Source organism: Dorea sp. 210702-DFI.3.17 (genome assembly GCF_020560825.1).
In the GTDB taxonomy this organism is placed as follows: Bacteria; Bacillota; Clostridia; order Lachnospirales; family Lachnospiraceae; genus Dorea; species Dorea formicigenerans.
This window is the reverse complement of record NZ_JAJCNB010000012.1, coordinates 47,103-64,235: the sequence shown is the minus strand read 5'-3', so window position 1 is coordinate 64,235 and position 17,133 is coordinate 47,103. Positions and strand designations below refer to the sequence as shown.

The 17,133-nt window shown below is 42.8% G+C and carries 17 protein-coding genes and 2 pseudogenes; 2 read left to right on the top strand and 17 right to left on the bottom strand.

The features are described 5' to 3' along the window. Positions 1 to 2: 2 nt before the first annotated feature. From LI149_RS08095 to LI149_RS08015, 17 genes are all read right to left on the bottom strand, one after another. Positions 3 to 1,292 carry a relaxase/mobilization nuclease domain-containing protein gene (locus LI149_RS08095; RefSeq protein WP_161144337.1) on the bottom strand — a complete coding sequence of 430 codons (1,290 nt, stop codon included), beginning with the start codon at positions 1,290 to 1,292 and terminating at the stop codon, positions 3 to 5. Between the two features lie 6 nt (positions 1,293 to 1,298). Next, positions 1,299 to 1,607 carry a plasmid mobilization relaxosome protein MobC gene (gene mobC, locus LI149_RS08090; RefSeq protein ID WP_161144338.1) on the bottom strand — a complete coding sequence of 103 codons (309 nt, stop codon included), beginning with the start codon at positions 1,605 to 1,607 and terminating at the stop codon, positions 1,299 to 1,301. Beyond that, the gene (locus LI149_RS08085; protein WP_118463598.1) at positions 1,586 to 1,762 is read right to left on the bottom strand and encodes a DUF3789 domain-containing protein; all 177 of its coding nucleotides are present in this window, start codon (positions 1,760 to 1,762) and stop codon (positions 1,586 to 1,588) included. Before LI149_RS08085 ends, mobC begins: the two co-directional genes overlap by 22 nt. A gap of 138 nt (positions 1,763 to 1,900) precedes the next feature. Then, a complete protein-coding gene (locus tag LI149_RS08080) occupies positions 1,901 to 2,224 on the bottom strand; it encodes a hypothetical protein (protein ID WP_015513330.1) in 324 nt (107 codons plus the stop codon). Positions 2,225 to 2,305: 81 nt separating this feature from the next. Further along, on the bottom strand, positions 2,306 to 3,118 hold the full coding sequence (locus LI149_RS08075) for a site-specific DNA-methyltransferase (RefSeq protein WP_161144339.1): 813 nt from the start codon (positions 3,116 to 3,118) through the stop codon (positions 2,306 to 2,308). 11 nt (positions 3,119 to 3,129) lie between these two features. Beyond that, complete coding sequence (locus LI149_RS08070; protein WP_161144340.1) at positions 3,130 to 3,876, bottom strand: hypothetical protein; 747 nt, start codon at positions 3,874 to 3,876, stop codon at positions 3,130 to 3,132. 6 nt (positions 3,877 to 3,882) lie between these two features. Then, positions 3,883 to 4,860: a DUF3991 and TOPRIM domain-containing protein gene (locus LI149_RS08065; protein WP_161144341.1), complete on the bottom strand. Its 978-nt coding sequence runs from the start codon at positions 4,858 to 4,860 to the stop codon at positions 3,883 to 3,885. Beyond that, entirely contained in the window at positions 4,860 to 6,020 is a 1,161-nt protein-coding gene (metK, locus tag LI149_RS08060; RefSeq protein ID WP_227143186.1) for a methionine adenosyltransferase, read from the bottom strand. The genes LI149_RS08065 and metK overlap by 1 nt, the downstream gene beginning before the upstream one ends. An 88-nt stretch (positions 6,021 to 6,108) precedes the next feature. After that, positions 6,109 to 10,485 (bottom strand): SpaA isopeptide-forming pilin-related protein, encoded by a 4,377-nt coding sequence (locus LI149_RS08055; protein ID WP_226853955.1) that lies wholly within the window; start codon positions 10,483 to 10,485, stop codon positions 6,109 to 6,111. A gap of 73 nt (positions 10,486 to 10,558) precedes the next feature. Continuing rightward, a complete protein-coding gene (locus LI149_RS08050; protein ID WP_226853954.1) occupies positions 10,559 to 11,041 on the bottom strand; it encodes a gamma-glutamylcyclotransferase family protein in 483 nt (160 codons plus the stop codon). A 12-nt stretch (positions 11,042 to 11,053) separates the two neighbouring features. After that, positions 11,054 to 12,010 carry an amidoligase family protein gene (locus LI149_RS08045; RefSeq protein ID WP_118626981.1) on the bottom strand — a complete coding sequence of 319 codons (957 nt, stop codon included), beginning with the start codon at positions 12,008 to 12,010 and terminating at the stop codon, positions 11,054 to 11,056. Between the two features lie 2 nt (positions 12,011 to 12,012). Then, a complete protein-coding gene (gene dcm / locus LI149_RS08040; RefSeq protein ID WP_226853953.1) occupies positions 12,013 to 13,308 on the bottom strand; it encodes a DNA (cytosine-5-)-methyltransferase in 1,296 nt (431 codons plus the stop codon). 70 nt (positions 13,309 to 13,378) lie between these two features. After that, entirely contained in the window at positions 13,379 to 13,969 is a 591-nt protein-coding gene (locus LI149_RS08035) for a hypothetical protein (RefSeq protein WP_226853952.1), read from the bottom strand. 154 nt (positions 13,970 to 14,123) lie between these two features. After that, positions 14,124 to 14,414: a plasmid segregation centromere-binding protein ParR gene (locus LI149_RS08030; RefSeq protein WP_118626984.1), complete on the bottom strand. Its 291-nt coding sequence runs from the start codon at positions 14,412 to 14,414 to the stop codon at positions 14,124 to 14,126. Beyond that, on the bottom strand, positions 14,411 to 15,319 hold the full coding sequence (locus LI149_RS08025; RefSeq protein ID WP_173722859.1) for a ParM/StbA family protein: 909 nt from the start codon (positions 15,317 to 15,319) through the stop codon (positions 14,411 to 14,413). The genes LI149_RS08030 and LI149_RS08025 overlap by 4 nt, the downstream gene beginning before the upstream one ends. Before the next feature lie 186 nt (positions 15,320 to 15,505). Then, positions 15,506 to 15,838 carry a DUF5720 family protein gene (locus LI149_RS08020; RefSeq protein ID WP_161169722.1) on the bottom strand — a complete coding sequence of 111 codons (333 nt, stop codon included), beginning with the start codon at positions 15,836 to 15,838 and terminating at the stop codon, positions 15,506 to 15,508. 40 nt (positions 15,839 to 15,878) lie between these two features. Next, complete coding sequence (locus LI149_RS08015) at positions 15,879 to 16,175, bottom strand: hypothetical protein (protein WP_227084812.1); 297 nt, start codon at positions 16,173 to 16,175, stop codon at positions 15,879 to 15,881. A 225-nt stretch (positions 16,176 to 16,400) separates the two neighbouring features. On the opposite strand from LI149_RS08015, the pseudogene LI149_RS15710 reads away from it, so the two are divergent. Together LI149_RS15710 and LI149_RS15705 are read left to right on the top strand one after the other, a co-directional pair. Beyond that, positions 16,401 to 16,574 (top strand): annotated as a pseudogene (locus tag LI149_RS15710) (helix-turn-helix domain-containing protein); the annotation flags it as partial. 39 nt (positions 16,575 to 16,613) lie between these two features. Then, positions 16,614 to 16,841, top strand: a pseudogene (locus LI149_RS15705) (DUF3879 family protein); the annotation flags it as partial. Positions 16,842 to 17,133 lie beyond the last annotated feature (292 nt).

The following is a 17,133-nucleotide window of genomic DNA, read 5'->3' as shown; positions in this document are numbered from 1 at the left end:
ACTTATCTCACCTCCTGACTCTTCTGTATTCTTTCTTTATCTTCCACACGTTTTTCATTCTGGCTCTGTTCTTCTGCTTCCTGAAGTCTCGCTTCGATTTCCAAGGAATGCTTTTCAATCTGAACGGTCATACGGACTTCCTTACGGAGTCGCTTCAGTTCCTCATTGATTTCGGACAATCGTTCTTCCCCTGTCTTGCTGCCCCCATTCCGGTACAATCCTCTGCGTTCTTTCATAAGTTCCGCAATCTGCTTTTGCAATGGTTCTCGGTATGCGGCAAGCTGCTCTCTGGTTGTGATGTCATGTTTCATTAGAAATTCAATCTGTTCAATCCTGCGGTCCAGTTTCCGGATATCCTCTCTGACCACGTATGGACTCCGTTTCGGTCTTTTTGGCAGTACCCCCATCTGATATAAATAGGAATAATACAGTGCCTGAATCCCGGTCAGTTTCTTCTTTGGATAAATCTGTACTGCCTTTTGATAGACTCGTTTCACCTTTGGCTGTAGTATCTGCCCACGTATTTCCTCTTCGGAATAGTTTTTTCCAAGAGAACGCAGACGGATATACCGTTCCATCCCCGGAGCTTTTAAAGAGATGTATTTCCTGTTCAGTTTCCATGTATATCCCCGCTTTTCCATCTCTTTTAGGAATTGTGACCAGGAGTAGCTTTCCTGTACAGATTCCCTGATATCCAAACGGATTGCCATTCTCCATGTCGGCTTTCCTTCCTGTTCTGCTTTCCACTGTACATAAGGGATTGATTTTTTCTGATCGGATTCAATGATAGACAGACCATATTTTCTGCACAGGTCATCGGAAATCTTGCGGATCTCCGTATAATAACTCTTTGCATTACTGTGGTACTTACGCCCGTCTGCCATGCTCACAGAGTTCCAGACAATGTGGTTATGATAATGTCTGGTATTCAGATGCGTTGTGATAACAACTTCATACTGTCCCTTTAAGAGCCGGTCTGCCAGTTCCTGTCCGATGAGATGTGCCAGTTCCGGTGTCACTTCACCTTCTGCAAAACTCTGTACCAGATGGTATCCTGCTACACCGCCCGTCTTATGGAATCTCTTTTTTGTTGCCACCATATCTTCATACGCATTTTCATTGGTACATCCGATGGTATCTTCGAAGACCGCCTGTTCCGTCTTTGTCCGGTTCATGGCATAATCAATGGCAGCCTCCAGAGAATCTGCTTTCTGTGTGGTTTTTTCTTTATCTTTCACATATTCGATAGAACGGTCCAGGCGGTGGACGGGGATAACACTTGTATAAGCCATCCGGCATTACCACTCTTCCTTTACCAGATGCCATGTTTCTTTGGTAAGACGCAGCATTTCCTGAATGCTCTGCTCACTTGCCATTCCAGAAGCATTGGCAACATGGGCAAGCTGATTGGCATTGTTGCATAAGCCTGCAATTTTTCGGAGCAATTCGGGGTGATGCTCGCAGGGTTTGGCATGTACTTGCGCTCCCAAAATCAACGAACGCATAAACTCTTCCCTGCTCAGACCGCTTCTTTCGACCTGCTCATTCAGTTCCCTGACTTCCCTTGCATTAAGCCGTACCAGGATCACATGGTTTCGTTTTCGCATTGCATCACCGTCCCTTCTTTTTTCTCTTCCTCTTTCATCATACCGCCAAGATCCTCATCGGATTTTTTCGCTGCAACCATGCAACAGGTCACTACCACTCCTATAAATCCTCCGCTCATCAATGCGATTACAATCATTACTCCGTTTCTTAACATGACTTGATCCTTCCTTTCCATTTTCGTCTGTGTCCGGGGGATTGGGGTTCTCCCCAAAGTGCGTTTGGATATCCAAACGCTATGCTTGCAATACGAGTACCACCAGTTTCTGTAGCACCGGATTAACTCGATTCTGATTTATTTTGATTCTTTTATCTGTACCAGTCCATCAAGTGTCGTACAAATGATATGGAGTCTGTCTGCCATACTGATTTCGGTATTCATTGTTCCTGTCACTTCTTTCCCACATACGACTACCATCCGGCATCTCCGCAAAAGGATATGGGACATTCTTCCATATCCCTGCATATCTTCCGCATCGGATTCTTCCAAAAATGGTGAGAATACAAATCTCGGACAGATTGGTACATACCCAAGTTCATAGATTTTTCTGCAATATTTCTGCACTTTTACCCGGCTTTCTTCTGCTGAACAGCACACATAAGCCAGAGCCTGTTCCATACGCTCCATCTCCTTCCTGCATCCAGTTGGATGCCACTGATTTTCTCTATAAAAAACAAGATGTCCAATTGGACATCCCGGCTACTTTTCATCCTCTTTCTGCTCTGCTTCTAATGCAATTTTCACTCTGTCACTTCCCAGTTTGTAGTAGGCATCTGTTACCTCAATTCCCACTGCACGATAACCTGTCATAACCGCTGCAAGGACAGTTGTTCCTGCTCCGGCAAACGGGTCCAGGATCAGTCCTCCCGGTTCACAAATCTGGATGACATCTTTCATAAGCTGCAACGGTTTCTCTGTCACATGAATCCGGTTCTGCGGATTTCCATATCGGAAAACACCCGGCAGACAAGATACCGGACGGTTGATTGGCATCGGTCCGTTACTGCCCCACACAATGTATTCAGCCTGCTGGCGAAAACGGCCTTTCTGTGGACGGGAGTTTCCCTTATCCCACACCGCTGTTCCTCTCCAGATCCATCCTGCCCACTGCAATGCATCGGTAATCGATGGATACTGACGCCAGTCAATGAACAGGCAGATCGGAGCACCTTTCTTGCAGGCTTTCCGCACATCATAGAGCCACTCAGCCATCCAGTGTGTCCAGGATCTCTGGTCTTTATTATCTCCATCAAAATCCGGAAGTGCATTCGCAGCACTCATACTGCTGTATTTCTGGTTTGTAGTACGATTTCTTTCATTCTGCTTTGTTCCACCGGACGCATACGGTGGATCGGTAATGACTGCATCAAAGATTCCCGGCTGGAATGCTTTGACCAGTTTTAATGTATCTCCATGTAATATTTTCCAGTTTTCCCCTTCGGCATATTCCTCCAGGTATGTTCCCTCTTTCATAAGTTCTTCCAAACTCAGGCCATTTGTCATAGGCATCATCCTTTCTTTTCTCAGCGTTCCGGCTGATTTTTCTTCTTTGTCTTTTTATTTTCTTTTGGTGGTGGACTCAACTCGGTTTCCACGTATTCACTGATAATCAAAAGTGCTTTGTAATAGTCCCCACTCTCCAATACTCTTTTACACATTTCTTTTGCTTCTGCTGTCTGTTTATTCTTTTTCAAAAGAGTTGAGGCATTGCCCATAATGGAAAAAATATTCCCATCATGTCCAAGGAGTTGTAACTTGGGACGTTGTTTCTCAGGCTTTGTCGGAATCTGCCCTGTTTTCTTTTCATACATTTTCGGCTGTTCCATATTAGGATGCCAAAAATGCACATTCAGCGTTCCACCATCTACCTTGATATCCCTCTGTTCAAATCCTTCACCCCACCCGTCACTGTACTGCCCTGTAATGTATTCGGTGAATTCCTGTAGTTCTTCCTGACTTAAAAATTCATTTAATTCCAGTTTGGTACAGCCGTACAGGATTCCGTCTTTGTTTTCTATCGTAACAACTGCACTTTGTATCTTTTCCTGAATGGACTCACTTCCATCAAAATACTGCATGAGATCATCTTCCCCATAGAGTTCCAGTTCTTCTCGGATGACTTCTTCATAATCGGCAAGTTCTGTTCCATCTAACGGCATTCCATATTCATCACTCTCCGACCAATCTTCTTCCCATTCGGATTCTTCTGAATAAAGATTTCCAGTCAGCTCCGTCAACAGATGTATGTGCATCGTTCCTTTTTCTTCCATTCTCTATCACCTTCTTTCCAATGGTCTATCCCTGCATTTATTTGCCTGCTTTTTTTCTTTCGCAAGGTCTGCATAATCTGCCCCTTCTTTTTCCGGCAGATTGCAGATAATCTGATACGTTCCCTCATAATGTTTTTTCATCTGTTCTTTCGCCCATCTCCCGGCAAAGTCATTATCGGTGCATATTTCAATTTCTTTGATTTCCGGATGGTTCTTCAGAAACTCTTCCAGTGCGTCCGGCGGCTTTTTAAAACGTTCACTCTGTATCAGTGCGTTTTCTTTCGGAGCAGCGATTCCCCCAAGGGAAAGACGATATTTATCCCTCTTTCCTTCTTCCAGTGTCATGTGTGCCAGTGCATCAATACACGCTTCATATACGGCAACTCGTTTTGTTTCTCTTTCAGGTGGAATACAAAAGCTGTACTTTTTTTCACTCCCGGTCTGCTCCATCTTGAATCCCTTCCCGTTTTTTTCATAGATTCCTCGCAGGAATGCATATCTTGCTTTTCCGGATTCATCTTTCCCAACAAAAACAGCGTTATGATACGGGACACTTTCATAAAGGATTTCATGTGAAATACAATACGTGATCACTTCATCTCTGATTCCTCTGTGGTTTAAATACGCCCTGATTCGTCTGCAATTACAATACCTCTCCGGCAGCTTAAATGGCAGTTTTTCCCTTTCCACAGACTGTGTCGGAATAAAAGACGGACTCTCTTCGCACAGCAGTTTTACGGCATCTGTAAATTTCATTCCATCTACTTCAATCAGAAACCGCAGTGCAGACACGCCACCGATATCTCTGGATTTCCAATGCCATTTACTTGACAGTTCATTGATTTTAAAACTGTCATGGTCCGTTAACTGCCATTCATTTCTGGTTCTTGTCTTTTGCAGTCGCTGTGCCTGATGTGTTCGCAAATACTCATACGCAGTCATATTTTTTGCTGCCTGAATCTCTTCTTCTGTTACCCAAGGCATTACAGAATCGTATCCTGAAGAGCCAGTACCTTATCTGTCCGCTCCCAAGGAAACTCCTTTCTTCCAAAATGACCAAAAACTGCCGTCTGCCGAAAAATCGGACGATTCAGTCGAAGGGATTCCATGATCTGAACGGGTGTCACTCCAAACACCAGTGGGATTGCTGCCGCCAGACAATCATCTGCACACACTTTTCCTGTACCAAAGGTATCTACCTCAATCATAACCGGTTCTGCTACTCCGATTGCATAAGCCAGAGACACCTGACACTTGCTTGCAAACTCAGCAGCTACTATATTTTTGGCGATATACCTTGCCATATAAGCCGCCGAACGGTCTACTTTCGAACAGTCCTTTCCCGAAAATGCACCGCCGCCATGCGGAATCATACTGCCATAAGTATCCACCATCAGCTTTCTTCCCGTCAGTCCGGTATCTGCATCAAACCCTCCACACACAAATTTTCCTGACGGATTAATCAGAATCTTCGTATCCTCATCCGGCGGCAGTAATCTGAGTGCTGAACGAAGCACTTTCTCTCTGATTTCGGCATCTAACTTCTTCAGGCTCTTTTCTGCACCATGCTGGCAGGAAACAACAACACTTTCCAGTCTTACTGGTTTTCCATCTTCATATTCTACGGTTACCTGTGCTTTTCCATCGGAAAAGATATCTTTGATATATCCGCTTCTTCTGCAAGCCGAAAGTTCACGTGTAATCCGGTGTGCCAGAACAGTCGGCATTGGCATAAGCTGCGGAGTCTCATCGCACGCATATCCGACCATAACACCCTGATCTCCAGATCCCCTGCTTCTATCTCTTATTTTTGCGCCGATATTATCCCGAAATTCTTTCGACACACTCACTGCTTTCGCAATATCTGGACTCTGCTGGTGTACAAACGTATCCATTTCTATTCCATCTGTACAATATCCGCATTCTTCCAGAACCTTTCGGATCACATCAAATACTGGCGGCTCATATCCGCTACTGATCTCTCCTGCCACAAACACATTTCCTCTTGTGGCAAGGACTTCACATGCCACTCTCGAAGATGGATCATAACGCAGACATTCATCTAAGATTGCATCTGCTATCTGATCGCATACTTTATCCGGGTGTCCTTCTGTTACTGATTCTGCTGTATAAAAACGTCTCATCTTTCTTCTCCTTATATGCAGACAGGGCAGGAGCTGCTCTATGCACATCTCCTGCCCTGTCAGATTGGTTTATCCTGTAATTCTTATTTTATTTTTCTTCTGTTTCTTCTTTGTTTTCTGGCATTTTTGACTTTTTTCTGCGGTATACGGTCACTCCTGCAGCTGTTCCGGCAGATGCCAGACCAAGTAAAATAAATGCCCATACTTTCTGGTTGTCACCTGTTTTTGGTGCATTTGTTTTTTCTGTTGTTTTCTCCGGTGTTCTGGCATCTTTCATTTCTACTTTCTGGACTTCCATTGTATCTTTCAATGTGAATGTGACATCTTCCGCAATCTCGTAACCATCCGGTGCTGTGATCTCACGCAGAGTAAGTTCTTCATTGACTGGGAGTTTTGCAATGGAATGTGGCTTTCCGTCCGTAATCCACTCTTCCAAAACAGTTCCGTCTTTGCGGATAATTTGAAGCTTTGCCCCTTCCAGTTCTTTTCCGGTTGTAAGGTCTGTTTTTGAAATTTCCACTTTGGAATATTCATCTTTCATCTCAACCTTTGTCACACTGCCATCTTCTTTGACTTCAAACGTCACATCGCTGGCAGACACATAGCCATCTTCATAAGGAGCCAGTTCCTCATGTAAGGTATAACTTCCTTCCGGCAGTCCGTAAATGACATGTTCTTCCTTACTGCTTACCCATTCTTCCACAACATTTCCGGCTTTATCAATGACCTGCAGTTTGGCTCCTTCCAGCTCATTTCCGGTTGTTGCATCTGTTTTTGTAATGCGTGTTTCTGTCGGCTGATTCTCAACTTCTTTGTTCAGTTCAATCTTTGTAAGATTCTGATTTTCGTAAGTTGCATCTACATTCCATACTTCCTCATTTGGAAGATATCCGGCTTTTCTGACTTCCTCTTTGACATAGTATTTTCCATGTGGAAGATCGCTGTCGAAAGTAAGTGTTCCCTTTGCATCCGTTGCTTTCTTTTCCAGCAGGGTATCTTTCTCTACGAGAACCTCTCCCTGATTAGAAAGAATATCTTCCGCAGCATACAGTCCAAAAATAACACCTTCCAGCTTTTCGCCTGTGACAGAATCTTTCTTTTCTACTGATACAGAAACTTTCTGTCTTTCATTTTTATAGGTAACGCCTTCATAAACGACTGCCTGTGTATCATCCTCTGCTGTCAGGGTAAATTCTTTCTGTTCTGTATTCAGGACAAAATTCTCTCCTGCTACAACTTCTTTCAGATAATAAGTTCCCAGTGGCAGATTGTTGATAACTGCCATTCCCTTTTCATCTGTAGTCAGTTTGGCTACCAGGTCATCTTTCTCATATCGGACAACTGGATTTCCTGCTTCGTCCTTTGCTCCGTCCGGTGAATAGATGGTATCTTTGGCATATACTTCGAATTCAGCACCTTCTACTCCGGTTTCTTCATATTTAAAGCCTTTATAAATACCTGTTTCTTCTTTACCAGATACGGCATTTCTTACTTTAGAAACCAGTGCTTTTACTTTTGCCAGAACAGAATCTCCGGTTACTTCGGTAAGCTGTTCTCCCTTTTTCGTCAGGAGCAGGCTTCCTACCTGTTCGTCATTTTTCTGTTCTACTTCTACAATCGCAGCTCCTGTATCCGGATCAATCTGATGTGCAGTATTTGAGGATACTGTAATTACAATACCGCTCTGTGGATTTTCTTTATATGTTCCTTTTGTAGTCTGCTCTAATGGTGAAATAATCGTTGTTCCATCATACAGGGACTCTTCGCTTCCCTGCCTTACAAATCCTTCCGGTGCTTTTACTTCTTCGATTCGATAGGTAGCGCACTTCAGTTCCTGCGGTGTGATCAGATATCCTTCCTCATTTGTTTTGAATACACTGATCTTTTCTTTCTTCGGATACTGAACAACCTGTTCCACATATTTCTTATTTGTCACATCGTAAATCTTATAAGAGGCTCCGGCCTTTAAAACCGTATTTCCAGTCTGTGCATCCTTCTTTACGATTTTCAACAAAAATTCAAACGGACGGTCATCAAATACTCTCCACTGCATTGGTTCTCTGCTGTCATTTTCCACATTTACAACAAATGGATCAATGGTTTTCAGATTCTCCGGGGTAGTGCTTTCCACTACAACATAACTTCCATACGGCAGTTCCGGGCTGACTGCATATCCTTTGGTATCAGTGATCAGTTCCGGTACTGGTACGGCGGTTCCTTTCTCATAAGTAACTGCAACCTGCTCTTTGCTGAAGTCATAATTCTTGAAATCATTTGCTGTATAGCTTTCCCCATTGGACGGTTTCAGTTTCCCATTTTTCACCTGTGTCAGGTCGCTGATTAGATATACCTTAAATCCTGCTCCTGCAACCAGGTCTGTTTCTGTCTGCTCTCCATCTTCACTGACTTTGATTAACTGGAATGCCTGTTTCTTTACCTGCTCTTTTACCGTAAGGTCTCTTGTCACTTCTGCAACATCCTGACCTTCATAAGTTACGGATACTTCATATTTTGTAGTATCCAGTGTATATCCTTCCGGTGGAGTGATTTCTTTTACATACATTTCTCCAAGGTATAATTCTGAAAACTCCAGTGTTCCATCATCTCCGATGACTCCCTGCGCGATCAGGCTGTCCTGTTTATACAGAACTCCTGTTGTTCCATCCGGATGCACGATGTCCTCTTTGGCATACAGACCATACACCGCACCACGAAGAGCACTGTCCCCCTGTGCCTTAAATGCAAGTGTTTCTTTATCAATCTTTGCGATTTTCACCTTTCCGGTGACTCTCTCATCTGTTGCAGTTACAGACAATGTCTTTCCTGCTGTAACATCTACTTTATATACTTCTGTATTCAGTTTGTACCCTGTCGGAGCAGTAACCTCTTTTACATACACAGTTTTCAGTGCGGAATCAAAATAATCGCTGACTGCTTTTCCGTCTGTTCCGGTTGCTGACATTGTCATAAGCAGGTTTTCACACTTCTTATCAGTATAAATACCATAAACTGCCCCAGACAGCGGATTCTGTGTATTGACATCTTTTTTCATAAGTTCAATGCGTGTCATATTCAGCCACTGTACACTGAAACTTACCGGAGCTGCTGTTTCGCTTTCAAATACACCGATATCCTGTTTGGAATCTCCGGTCGTCAGCACCAGCGTTCTCCATGTCTTTCCGACAGAACCGTATAAGTTGCCGGAAGCATAACTGCCTGTCAGCAACAGATCTGCCGACAGATAAATAGTATCGCCGCCATAAATCTGGATCTTTCCATTTGTCACACTTGTTCCTTTAGTCAGGTTATGTGCGGTGACATTTTCCGGCACACTGAGTGTCACATAATTTCTGTGATCCCCGGACAGTGTGATATTTGGTGTTTTCTGGAGATTTCCATCCCTTACTGCATTCAGTTTCGTACTGGAAAGTCTCAGTTCCCCTTTTGGCGGTTCTTCCTGTCCGAACAGGTAATTGATATATGCGATCACCCCTGCATTTACAAGGTCATTGTAATTACAGCCTGTAAATCCGGCTTCTCCTGCGTAAGCGTAGCTGGCTGCAATATGCGTATACACATACTTTTCATCCTCTGATTTCCCGGACAGATAACTTCCTGTCAGATCTCCTGCCCCACCATAGCCATAGTAAAGGACTTTCTGCAGATTCTTGTTACTGTCCAATACCTGTGCCACATAACTTCCACTCGGTGGGGATGCTTTTTGGGACTGGAGACAGTATGCGATCTTTCCGTTTACGGTAAACAGACAAGTAAGATAATTTCCAATATAGCTTGGATAATAAATGGTTCGCCCCTTTGTCAATGTTACTGTAGAACCGCTGCTTGTAGCTCTTTCAGCCGCAGACAATACCATCACATTTCCCTCTTCGATGTCCTCTTTCAGTTCTTTGACTGCCTGTGCAGATGCATCTTCTTCGGATGTTTCAATTTCTACATCTGTGTAGTTCTGCACAGGCGATTCCGAATCATCTTCAGATTCTGTATCTGACTTCTGTTTCTCTCCACCATTTTCTTCGGAATGTGCCTGTCCTTCGGTATCCGTCAGAGTCACTTTCCGGGTGATGGTATAGCTGTCACTCTTATCTTTTGGAATGACCATATAAGTGGCAATATATGTTCCTGCTTTGTCTGAATGATACGCTCCACCATTCTCATCTTTGATACTTACAAGCGTAACATCTTCTTTTTCTGCATCATAATGGATTCCTTCCATACTGGTTTCCACTGCAAATGTATCATCTGAAACTGCTTTTGTGATATCATCTGCTGTAACTGATGTATCTTTCTGGCTTGTTACCGCCTGTTCAGATGCCTGTACTTCCGTCTGCTGTTCCGAGCCTGTCTGTTCGGCCGCAAACGCATTCGCACTGCTCAAGGTACTGATGCCCATCAGGACAGCCAGTCCAAAAGCAGCAATTCTGGTCTTTAATTTTCTAACCTTCATGTGCTTTTCCTTCCTATTATAAATAGATTTTTTCAGTAAAATACCGCAGAAGATGTTTCCTCTGCGGTACGTTTTATCTTGCATATCGATTTTTTTCTTTTTTTACTTCCTGTCTGGTACGTTTTACCGCTTCCATGACAGACTCCGTTGGAATCTGGTTATCCTTACATCCTTCCAGAATTCCATCCAGATAAAATTTCGACGGCCTTGCCGGAACATCTTTGTGCGGAGCGTTCATCATATATACAAACACTTCTTTCTCCACACCATCCCGATTTTTTACACGAATTGATTCTTTCCCATAAAAACTTGGAAATCCTTCATAAAAATCCAGACTCTTCTCACACGCTTCTGTGATTTTCCATAAGACTCCTTCGACATAGCTTCCTTTTTCCGGCAGTACCGTTGCTACTCCGTTACCCGGAGCCCTTCCTCGAAATGCCAGCCGATAATCTTCAAGCCGGACATTTTCCACAACTTCCGCAGCCGGACACCTGTACTTCATCTGCTCCAGATTCATGTTGCTGCCATAAGCGAAGTAATATCTATCTTCCATTCTTTCTCACCTCTATCTGACTCCTTCTGTCCTTTGATTTTTCTTCAGACACTCATACGTGCTTTTATCATATCTCCACGCAAGATCACCATCCAGATTTGCCAGCAGATGTTTTCGGACATTTTTATATTCATCTCCAATTAACCCAAGTCTCAATAAAAATGTACGAAATGTAAATGCCGGATTTTCTGATATCAGTGTCTTTTTCATCTGTGTAGATCTCTGATTGATCGCCTGTGCGGAAATGGCTAATGCCAATGTAATGTTTGCTCTTACCTTTCCTGCATGTAGTGTGCTTTCAAAACAGCGCCATTCCAAAGTTCCCTTGGAAAACACAGCATGAAGATTTAGAGCATAATAACGGGTATCATCATAATGGATATGACTTCTATCCCTGCCTCCATACCAGACATTTCTTACTCGGTCCATAGTGATTGACCTATTTGGTATTTTTCGGATTTTCTCCAATACCTCCGGTTGCACTCTCTGACAATAACTATTTGCTCTTCTCTCCTGCACTTTCAGAGCCTTGAACAGGATATCTTCCTTTGCATACATAATTGTCAATGCATTTTTCAGGCTTTGCGGTGTATGATTCGATGCATCTACATGAACATGCTGACCACAGGACTCATTTACAAAACCTCCATGCTGTCGCAGACAGCGTACTACTTCCTGTAACTTTCCCATTTCATCATAGGATAATTTCGGAGATACCATTTCTGTTGAATATTCTCCACTTGCATCTACAATTCGACCGTATACTTTCCGTTGTGTATAAATGCTTCCATCAGACATAAATTTCCACTTTTTTCCTTCCAAATCTATCACTGACCAGATTCCGTAGGTAGTGCCGTCATAATATGCTTCTGTTCCAAACATTTCAGCAACAACTTCTGCAGCACGTTGTCTGGTAATCCCTGTCATTTCGATTTCTGTGCCAAAGTATTGGTCTTTTATACCGATCATGCCTAATAGATTCCTTTCTCAGACACTTCCTGTGTGTTGAGTTCGGAGTCTGCCTTTTGTAACAATCTGCCAATTGCCTCGATAACATTGACAGTTACTCCGTTTCCAGCCTGTTTATAAAGCTGTGCGTCAGAAGTGCTGTCTATGATCTTATCAATCTGCCAGTCGTAATAACCCTGCAGACGCAGACATTCCCTCGGAACTAACCTTCTTATTCTGCCGTGATACAAGATGCCATGACGATCGGTTGCAGTAATTGTAAACATCGGTTCTTCGGGTTCTTTCATACGTCTGCCGTTCTGACGAACATTTTCTTTGGCTGGTGTAAGGACTGCTCTTGCCCCTTCTTCACTTAATACGCCGGAACATTCTCCTTTGTATTTGTGGATTCCGCATTGTCGGGTATTAAGGCTTCTGCATTCTTCAGTTATCAGTGGTGGCGGAGATAAATCTACAAAATGAAGTGTTCCCTGTTGGATACCTGTAGTCAGGGTATGTGCTATCCGATGTCCGACTCTTCCTCTCCTGCTGTTGAGATTCGCATAGCCTAAATCGATGCTGTCACCCTCTCTTGCAAGTTTGTAGCCGAGCTTTGTATTTTCTTTAATTGGAACACCCACATCATATAATCCTGTCTTTCCACCCATTCCTCCGGCTTGTGATGTCAAGGTACAGCTTAATCCTTTTGGACTGTAGACTCTTTTTCCCTGACTTCCTGCCCGGATTTGAACAAGAGCTGCTCCATTTGTTTCTGGTTCAGGTAATACTTTTCCGGCACATCTGAAATCAAGATATCCGACAATATACACCCGCTTTCTTGCTTGGGGGACTCCGAAATCCTTGCTGTTAAGCACTTTCCATTCGACATGGTACCCCAGTTCAGAAAGCGTACTGAGGATGGTGCAAAACGTCCGGCCTTTGTCATGCGATAACAAACCGGGAACATTTTCAAGGATAAAATACGAGGGTCTTTTAGCTTCAAGAATCCGGGCAATTTCAAAAAAGAGAGTTCCTCTTGCGTCAGCAAATCCTTCTCGCTTTCCGGCGATAGAGAATGCCTGGCAAGGAAATCCTGCACAGAGTAAATCAAAATCTGGCATTCGTTCTGGTTCAATTGTTCTTGCATCACTACAATACCACTCCCCTTCTGTGTCAAACAGCAATCGGTAGTTCTTATCCGCATAAGTATCCACCTCGCAATGTCCGACACAGACAAAGTTTCCTGCCCGTCTTAAGCCTTCACGGAATCCCCCGATTCCGCTAAAGAGATCAAAAAATTGAATGGTTGCGGCTATCAACCTCCTTTTTGCTGATAAAAACAGGCGGCATGATTTCTCATACCGCCCTTCGTTATTCTGTATCAATTAGTTACCATTCTGTTTGTTCTTCTGCTTTGGTTTCTTCTTCCAGATCAGTTTCTCTTTCTGGTTCAGTTTCCTCTTCCGGTTCGCTTTCCCCTTCAGGTTCGTTTTCCTCTTTTGGTTCGCTCTCTCCTTCCGGTTCGTTTTCCTCTTTCGGTTCGCTCTCTCCTTCTGGCTCGCTTTCCTCTTCTGGTTCACACTCCCCTTCCGGCTCAGTGCTTTCTTCCGGTTGAGTTTCTTCTGTTCCCGATTCTTCGGTTGTCTGTTCGGATTCTTCAGGCTGTTCTTTGCTTTGCCATTCTGCCTCTGCCTTTTCCAGCGCTTCTTCTATAATCTGAATTAAGAAGTCTTTCTGTTTCATGTGTTTCTGTCCGATGACTACTTTTAATCTCTGGAATAACTCCTCTGATACCTGTACTGCTACTGTTCTTACTGCTCCCATGCTTATTTCTCCTTTTCCTTCCAGTCTGTTGAAATGTTCTTCAATGACCTGTTGTAAAAATTTTTGTGTGCTGCTTTCTGTGAGTTCGATCTCTTCTCTTACTTTTTCATGTAAGTCCATCGGGATCTTTCCGCAGATATTTTTCATCTCTGCCATAACTTTTCTCCTTTCTCTTTCGCTACACACAACATACTCCAAAGCCGCATGGAAAGCTATTCACAATACCCACCAAAGATAACGATACATTTCTGTCCTTACCCCTAGCAGATCCAACAATGTATGTATCGTGCAATCATAGGCCTCACCCCCTTTACAAATTTTCCATTTGAGATAAAAAATCCATCATCTGAGCTGGTATTTCTTCCGATGATGGTTTCGTTTTCAATTGTTCCGTAGTGCCACATATTCCTAATTCCCGAACACTTTCTTTTATCGTCTTTTGAATGACTTCTTCCAGCCATTTCCGATCCTCTTTTTCCAGAATTGCCTGAACCAGATACTGGCTTTTCTGCCCTTCTGGAACACTTTGAAATTTCTCCCATGCCCTCTGGTGTTCTGGATTTTTCAGGTTTGGGCGGAACGAATATACCGGACGTGTCATCTCGCCCACATCTGCTCTACAATCCGTTCATACCCTGTTGCGTTGGCATGGACGTCCTCTATAAAAACGGGGCGGCAAATCGCGTCCTGTGCGGTCACGTGGCGTTTTAAAATTGCGGAGCCTCCACCCATAAATACGGTTGGTACTGCCCGGAGATCAAACCCAGATTCTGTCACCGCAGACAGTATTCTTTCTATATATTTCCGTCCGCTTTCCTGTATAATCCGTCTGGCCTCCTCTGCCATACTGCAAGATTCCCCCCGAAGCACACGCTCAATTTGAGTTTCTGTTACAGACAGTCCGGTATTTCTACGCACCTGTTCTGCTGTCTCATCAATACATCGGATCACTCCAAGCTCCAGACTCCTGCACGTTGCTGCATTCGGAACAGCATTGTCCAGCCTCATAAGGTCAACGGTCCAGCCACCAATATCAACAAGCAGAACAGACGGTTCATTTTTCAGATACTCTGGATGAAGAGCAAGCGCAGAGTATCCCTGTGGGAACAGTTTCACATCTTTTATTGTTATCTCATATAATTCACTTTCATATAAAAATCGCACTGGCTGCTCTTTCCGCAACAGATACTCCCTGAATCCCTGTTTCTCTCTTCCGAAACTTGAAAGCGGAAGTCCGACAGCCAGAATTACCTCTGTCTTTCGTTCCGCTTTCCGATGCTTGATTTCTTCTGCAATGGCTGCCAACGTCAGCAGATAATAATTATCATTGGACGTTTTATTTTTTACCAGCGTCTGTCTTCCCGTACCACAGACATAATACTTTCCCTGATACTGCAGAACATTCTGCATGGTATACGGCTCGTAATCATACCTGATAATTCCACTTGGGAAAGACACTTGTCTTGTTTTTATTGCATAATAGCCATGATCAATTCCTATGATTATCGCAATCACATCCTTTCATTTTTCTGTTTAACGTAATGTCAAAAATGCTTTCACTGCTGCAACGGATCGTTGCAAAAGTGCCATTCGTGAACACTTTTCTATGTTCCAGTGTCCCAAAACCTGCGGAAAATCTGGCTTTTTTATACCACTATCGCCAGAGGAACACTACTGTTCCTTCCCAGCCGGTTATAAAAGATCCCTCTCCCGGTGGCGGTTCGGCCTGTCCGGGGGAGGGATATATCGCAAGTTTCCTTTTTGAACAATTGCCTGTCTTTTTATTTTTATGAGATGTTTTTCCTGCTTTTGTAAAATGGGAAGATACTCCGGTTCTGACAAAAACTTCCGTATATAATTCCCCTTTTCTCCCAGCCTGTTATCATTTTCTAACAGCTCCATTTCCACCATGTAATGGGTATCTGGATGAAATCTCTTCTCACACAAAATGCTGTCCCCTTTTATATAATCAGATTTAGCCGATTCTCTTGCTGCCGCCAAGAGTTCATAAATACTTACTTCCACCTCTTATCACCTCCCAAAAGACCAGAAAAAAGCAGACCTCTTAATCGAAGTCTGCTCCTGTCGGATATGGTAATCCTCTTTCTTCATATTTTTTATCGATATAATTTCGAATCCATTCCCTGTATTCTTCCGTTAATGCCAGTTCCTGAAATTCTAACAACCACTTTTCCCCTTTTGCTTCGTCATCAAGCCATCGATCTTCTATGCACTCCGGCTCATCTAACATTTTCATCATCGCTTCAAATGGCTCTTTTACATCATCACCAAATTCTTTCCATAAGGCGATTCCATAGTTCTCCAGTTCAAAAAATTCTGTCAGATATGTCAATCGTTCCATATCCCCCAATGTCATTCTTTTTTCACCTGACAATAATGCTCGATCTCTTTTGCCACATAGATTTAAAAATTTTCTCTTTTCCATCTCCACATCCATTATACTTTTACCTCTTCCTGTTAAAAATAATTCCTTATTACGAAACATTATAAAATTTAAATTCTTTAGAATCAATATATATATTTCTGTATTACGAATCTTTTTATTTTATAAGGGGAGTTCATCATTATGCAAAAGATTAGACCAGATATGGATATTGGTAAAAATATCCAAGCAATTCGATATAAAAACAATATGACTCAAGACCAAGTAGTTGCAAAATTAAATCTTATGGGTATCTCCATCACCAAAAGTACCTATGCCAAACTGGAAACAAATCGCATGAACATTAAGGCATCTGAATACCAGTATGAAGCTGATCGTATGAACAGACAATGGTATTCTGTAAGTAAAGACAAACGTTTAAGTGGTACATGGACTTTAGAGCAATACGAAGGACAGTATAGAGCTGCTATGTATGCAGCAGTGAAATCGGCTAATCCAAATTGGAAGCCGGGACAAAAGTTTGATACAAGCATTCTTGATAACGTTACAAGAGAATCAGTGGAATCTACGCTTGTCAAAAATGGTAATAGGTTAGTTCGCAATTCTATTGATGTATCAGTATAGAATACAACATCTTTGGTGCTAGAGATACGGTCAAATAAGCTGCTCCATCATGGGAAAAGTATAAAATTAGGAGGGATTATCGAACTGGTTTATATTGTGTTACAAAGTGTTGTAAAGCCCGGAATTACAGGCTTTTTTAAAATTGACTTACATATAAAGTGTTATATTTATTTATCCTGATTTGACCGAAATTTGCCCCGAGATTCTTTGTTTGGATTTGTTTGAAAATAGTTTGATAAAAATAAAATGGAATGAAATATTTGAAATAAACATAAAAAAATATAGACAAAAT

Bases quoted from the DNA above. Each gene is read 5' to 3' on its own strand.
- mobC (WP_161144338.1), bottom strand. From the start codon at position 1,607: ATGCGAAAACGAAACCATGTGATCCTGGTACGGCTTAATGCAAGGGAA.
- LI149_RS08035 (WP_226853952.1), bottom strand. From the start codon at position 13,969: ATGGCAGAGATGAAAAATATCTGCGGAAAGATCCCGATGGACTTACAT.
- LI149_RS08075 (WP_161144339.1), bottom strand. From the start codon at position 3,118: ATGATGCCTATGACAAATGGCCTGAGTTTGGAAGAACTTATGAAAGAG.
- LI149_RS08045 (WP_118626981.1), bottom strand. From the start codon at position 12,010: ATGATCGGTATAAAAGACCAATACTTTGGCACAGAAATCGAAATGACA.
- LI149_RS08085 (WP_118463598.1), bottom strand. From the start codon at position 1,762: ATGTTAAGAAACGGAGTAATGATTGTAATCGCATTGATGAGCGGAGGA.
- LI149_RS08030 (WP_118626984.1), bottom strand. From the start codon at position 14,414: ATGACACGTCCGGTATATTCGTTCCGCCCAAACCTGAAAAATCCAGAA.
- LI149_RS08080 (WP_015513330.1), bottom strand. From the start codon at position 2,224: ATGGAACAGGCTCTGGCTTATGTGTGCTGTTCAGCAGAAGAAAGCCGG.
- LI149_RS08095 (WP_161144337.1), bottom strand. From the start codon at position 1,292: ATGGCTTATACAAGTGTTATCCCCGTCCACCGCCTGGACCGTTCTATC.
- LI149_RS08050 (WP_226853954.1), bottom strand. From the start codon at position 11,041: ATGGAAGATAGATATTACTTCGCTTATGGCAGCAACATGAATCTGGAG.
- metK (WP_227143186.1), bottom strand. From the start codon at position 6,020: ATGAGACGTTTTTATACAGCAGAATCAGTAACAGAAGGACACCCGGAT.
- LI149_RS08065 (WP_161144341.1), bottom strand. From the start codon at position 4,860: ATGCCTTGGGTAACAGAAGAAGAGATTCAGGCAGCAAAAAATATGACT.
- LI149_RS08015 (WP_227084812.1), bottom strand. From the start codon at position 16,175: ATGGAACGATTGACATATCTGACAGAATTTTTTGAACTGGAGAACTAT.
- LI149_RS08055 (WP_226853955.1), bottom strand. From the start codon at position 10,485: ATGAAGGTTAGAAAATTAAAGACCAGAATTGCTGCTTTTGGACTGGCT.
- LI149_RS08070 (WP_161144340.1), bottom strand. From the start codon at position 3,876: ATGGAAGAAAAAGGAACGATGCACATACATCTGTTGACGGAGCTGACT.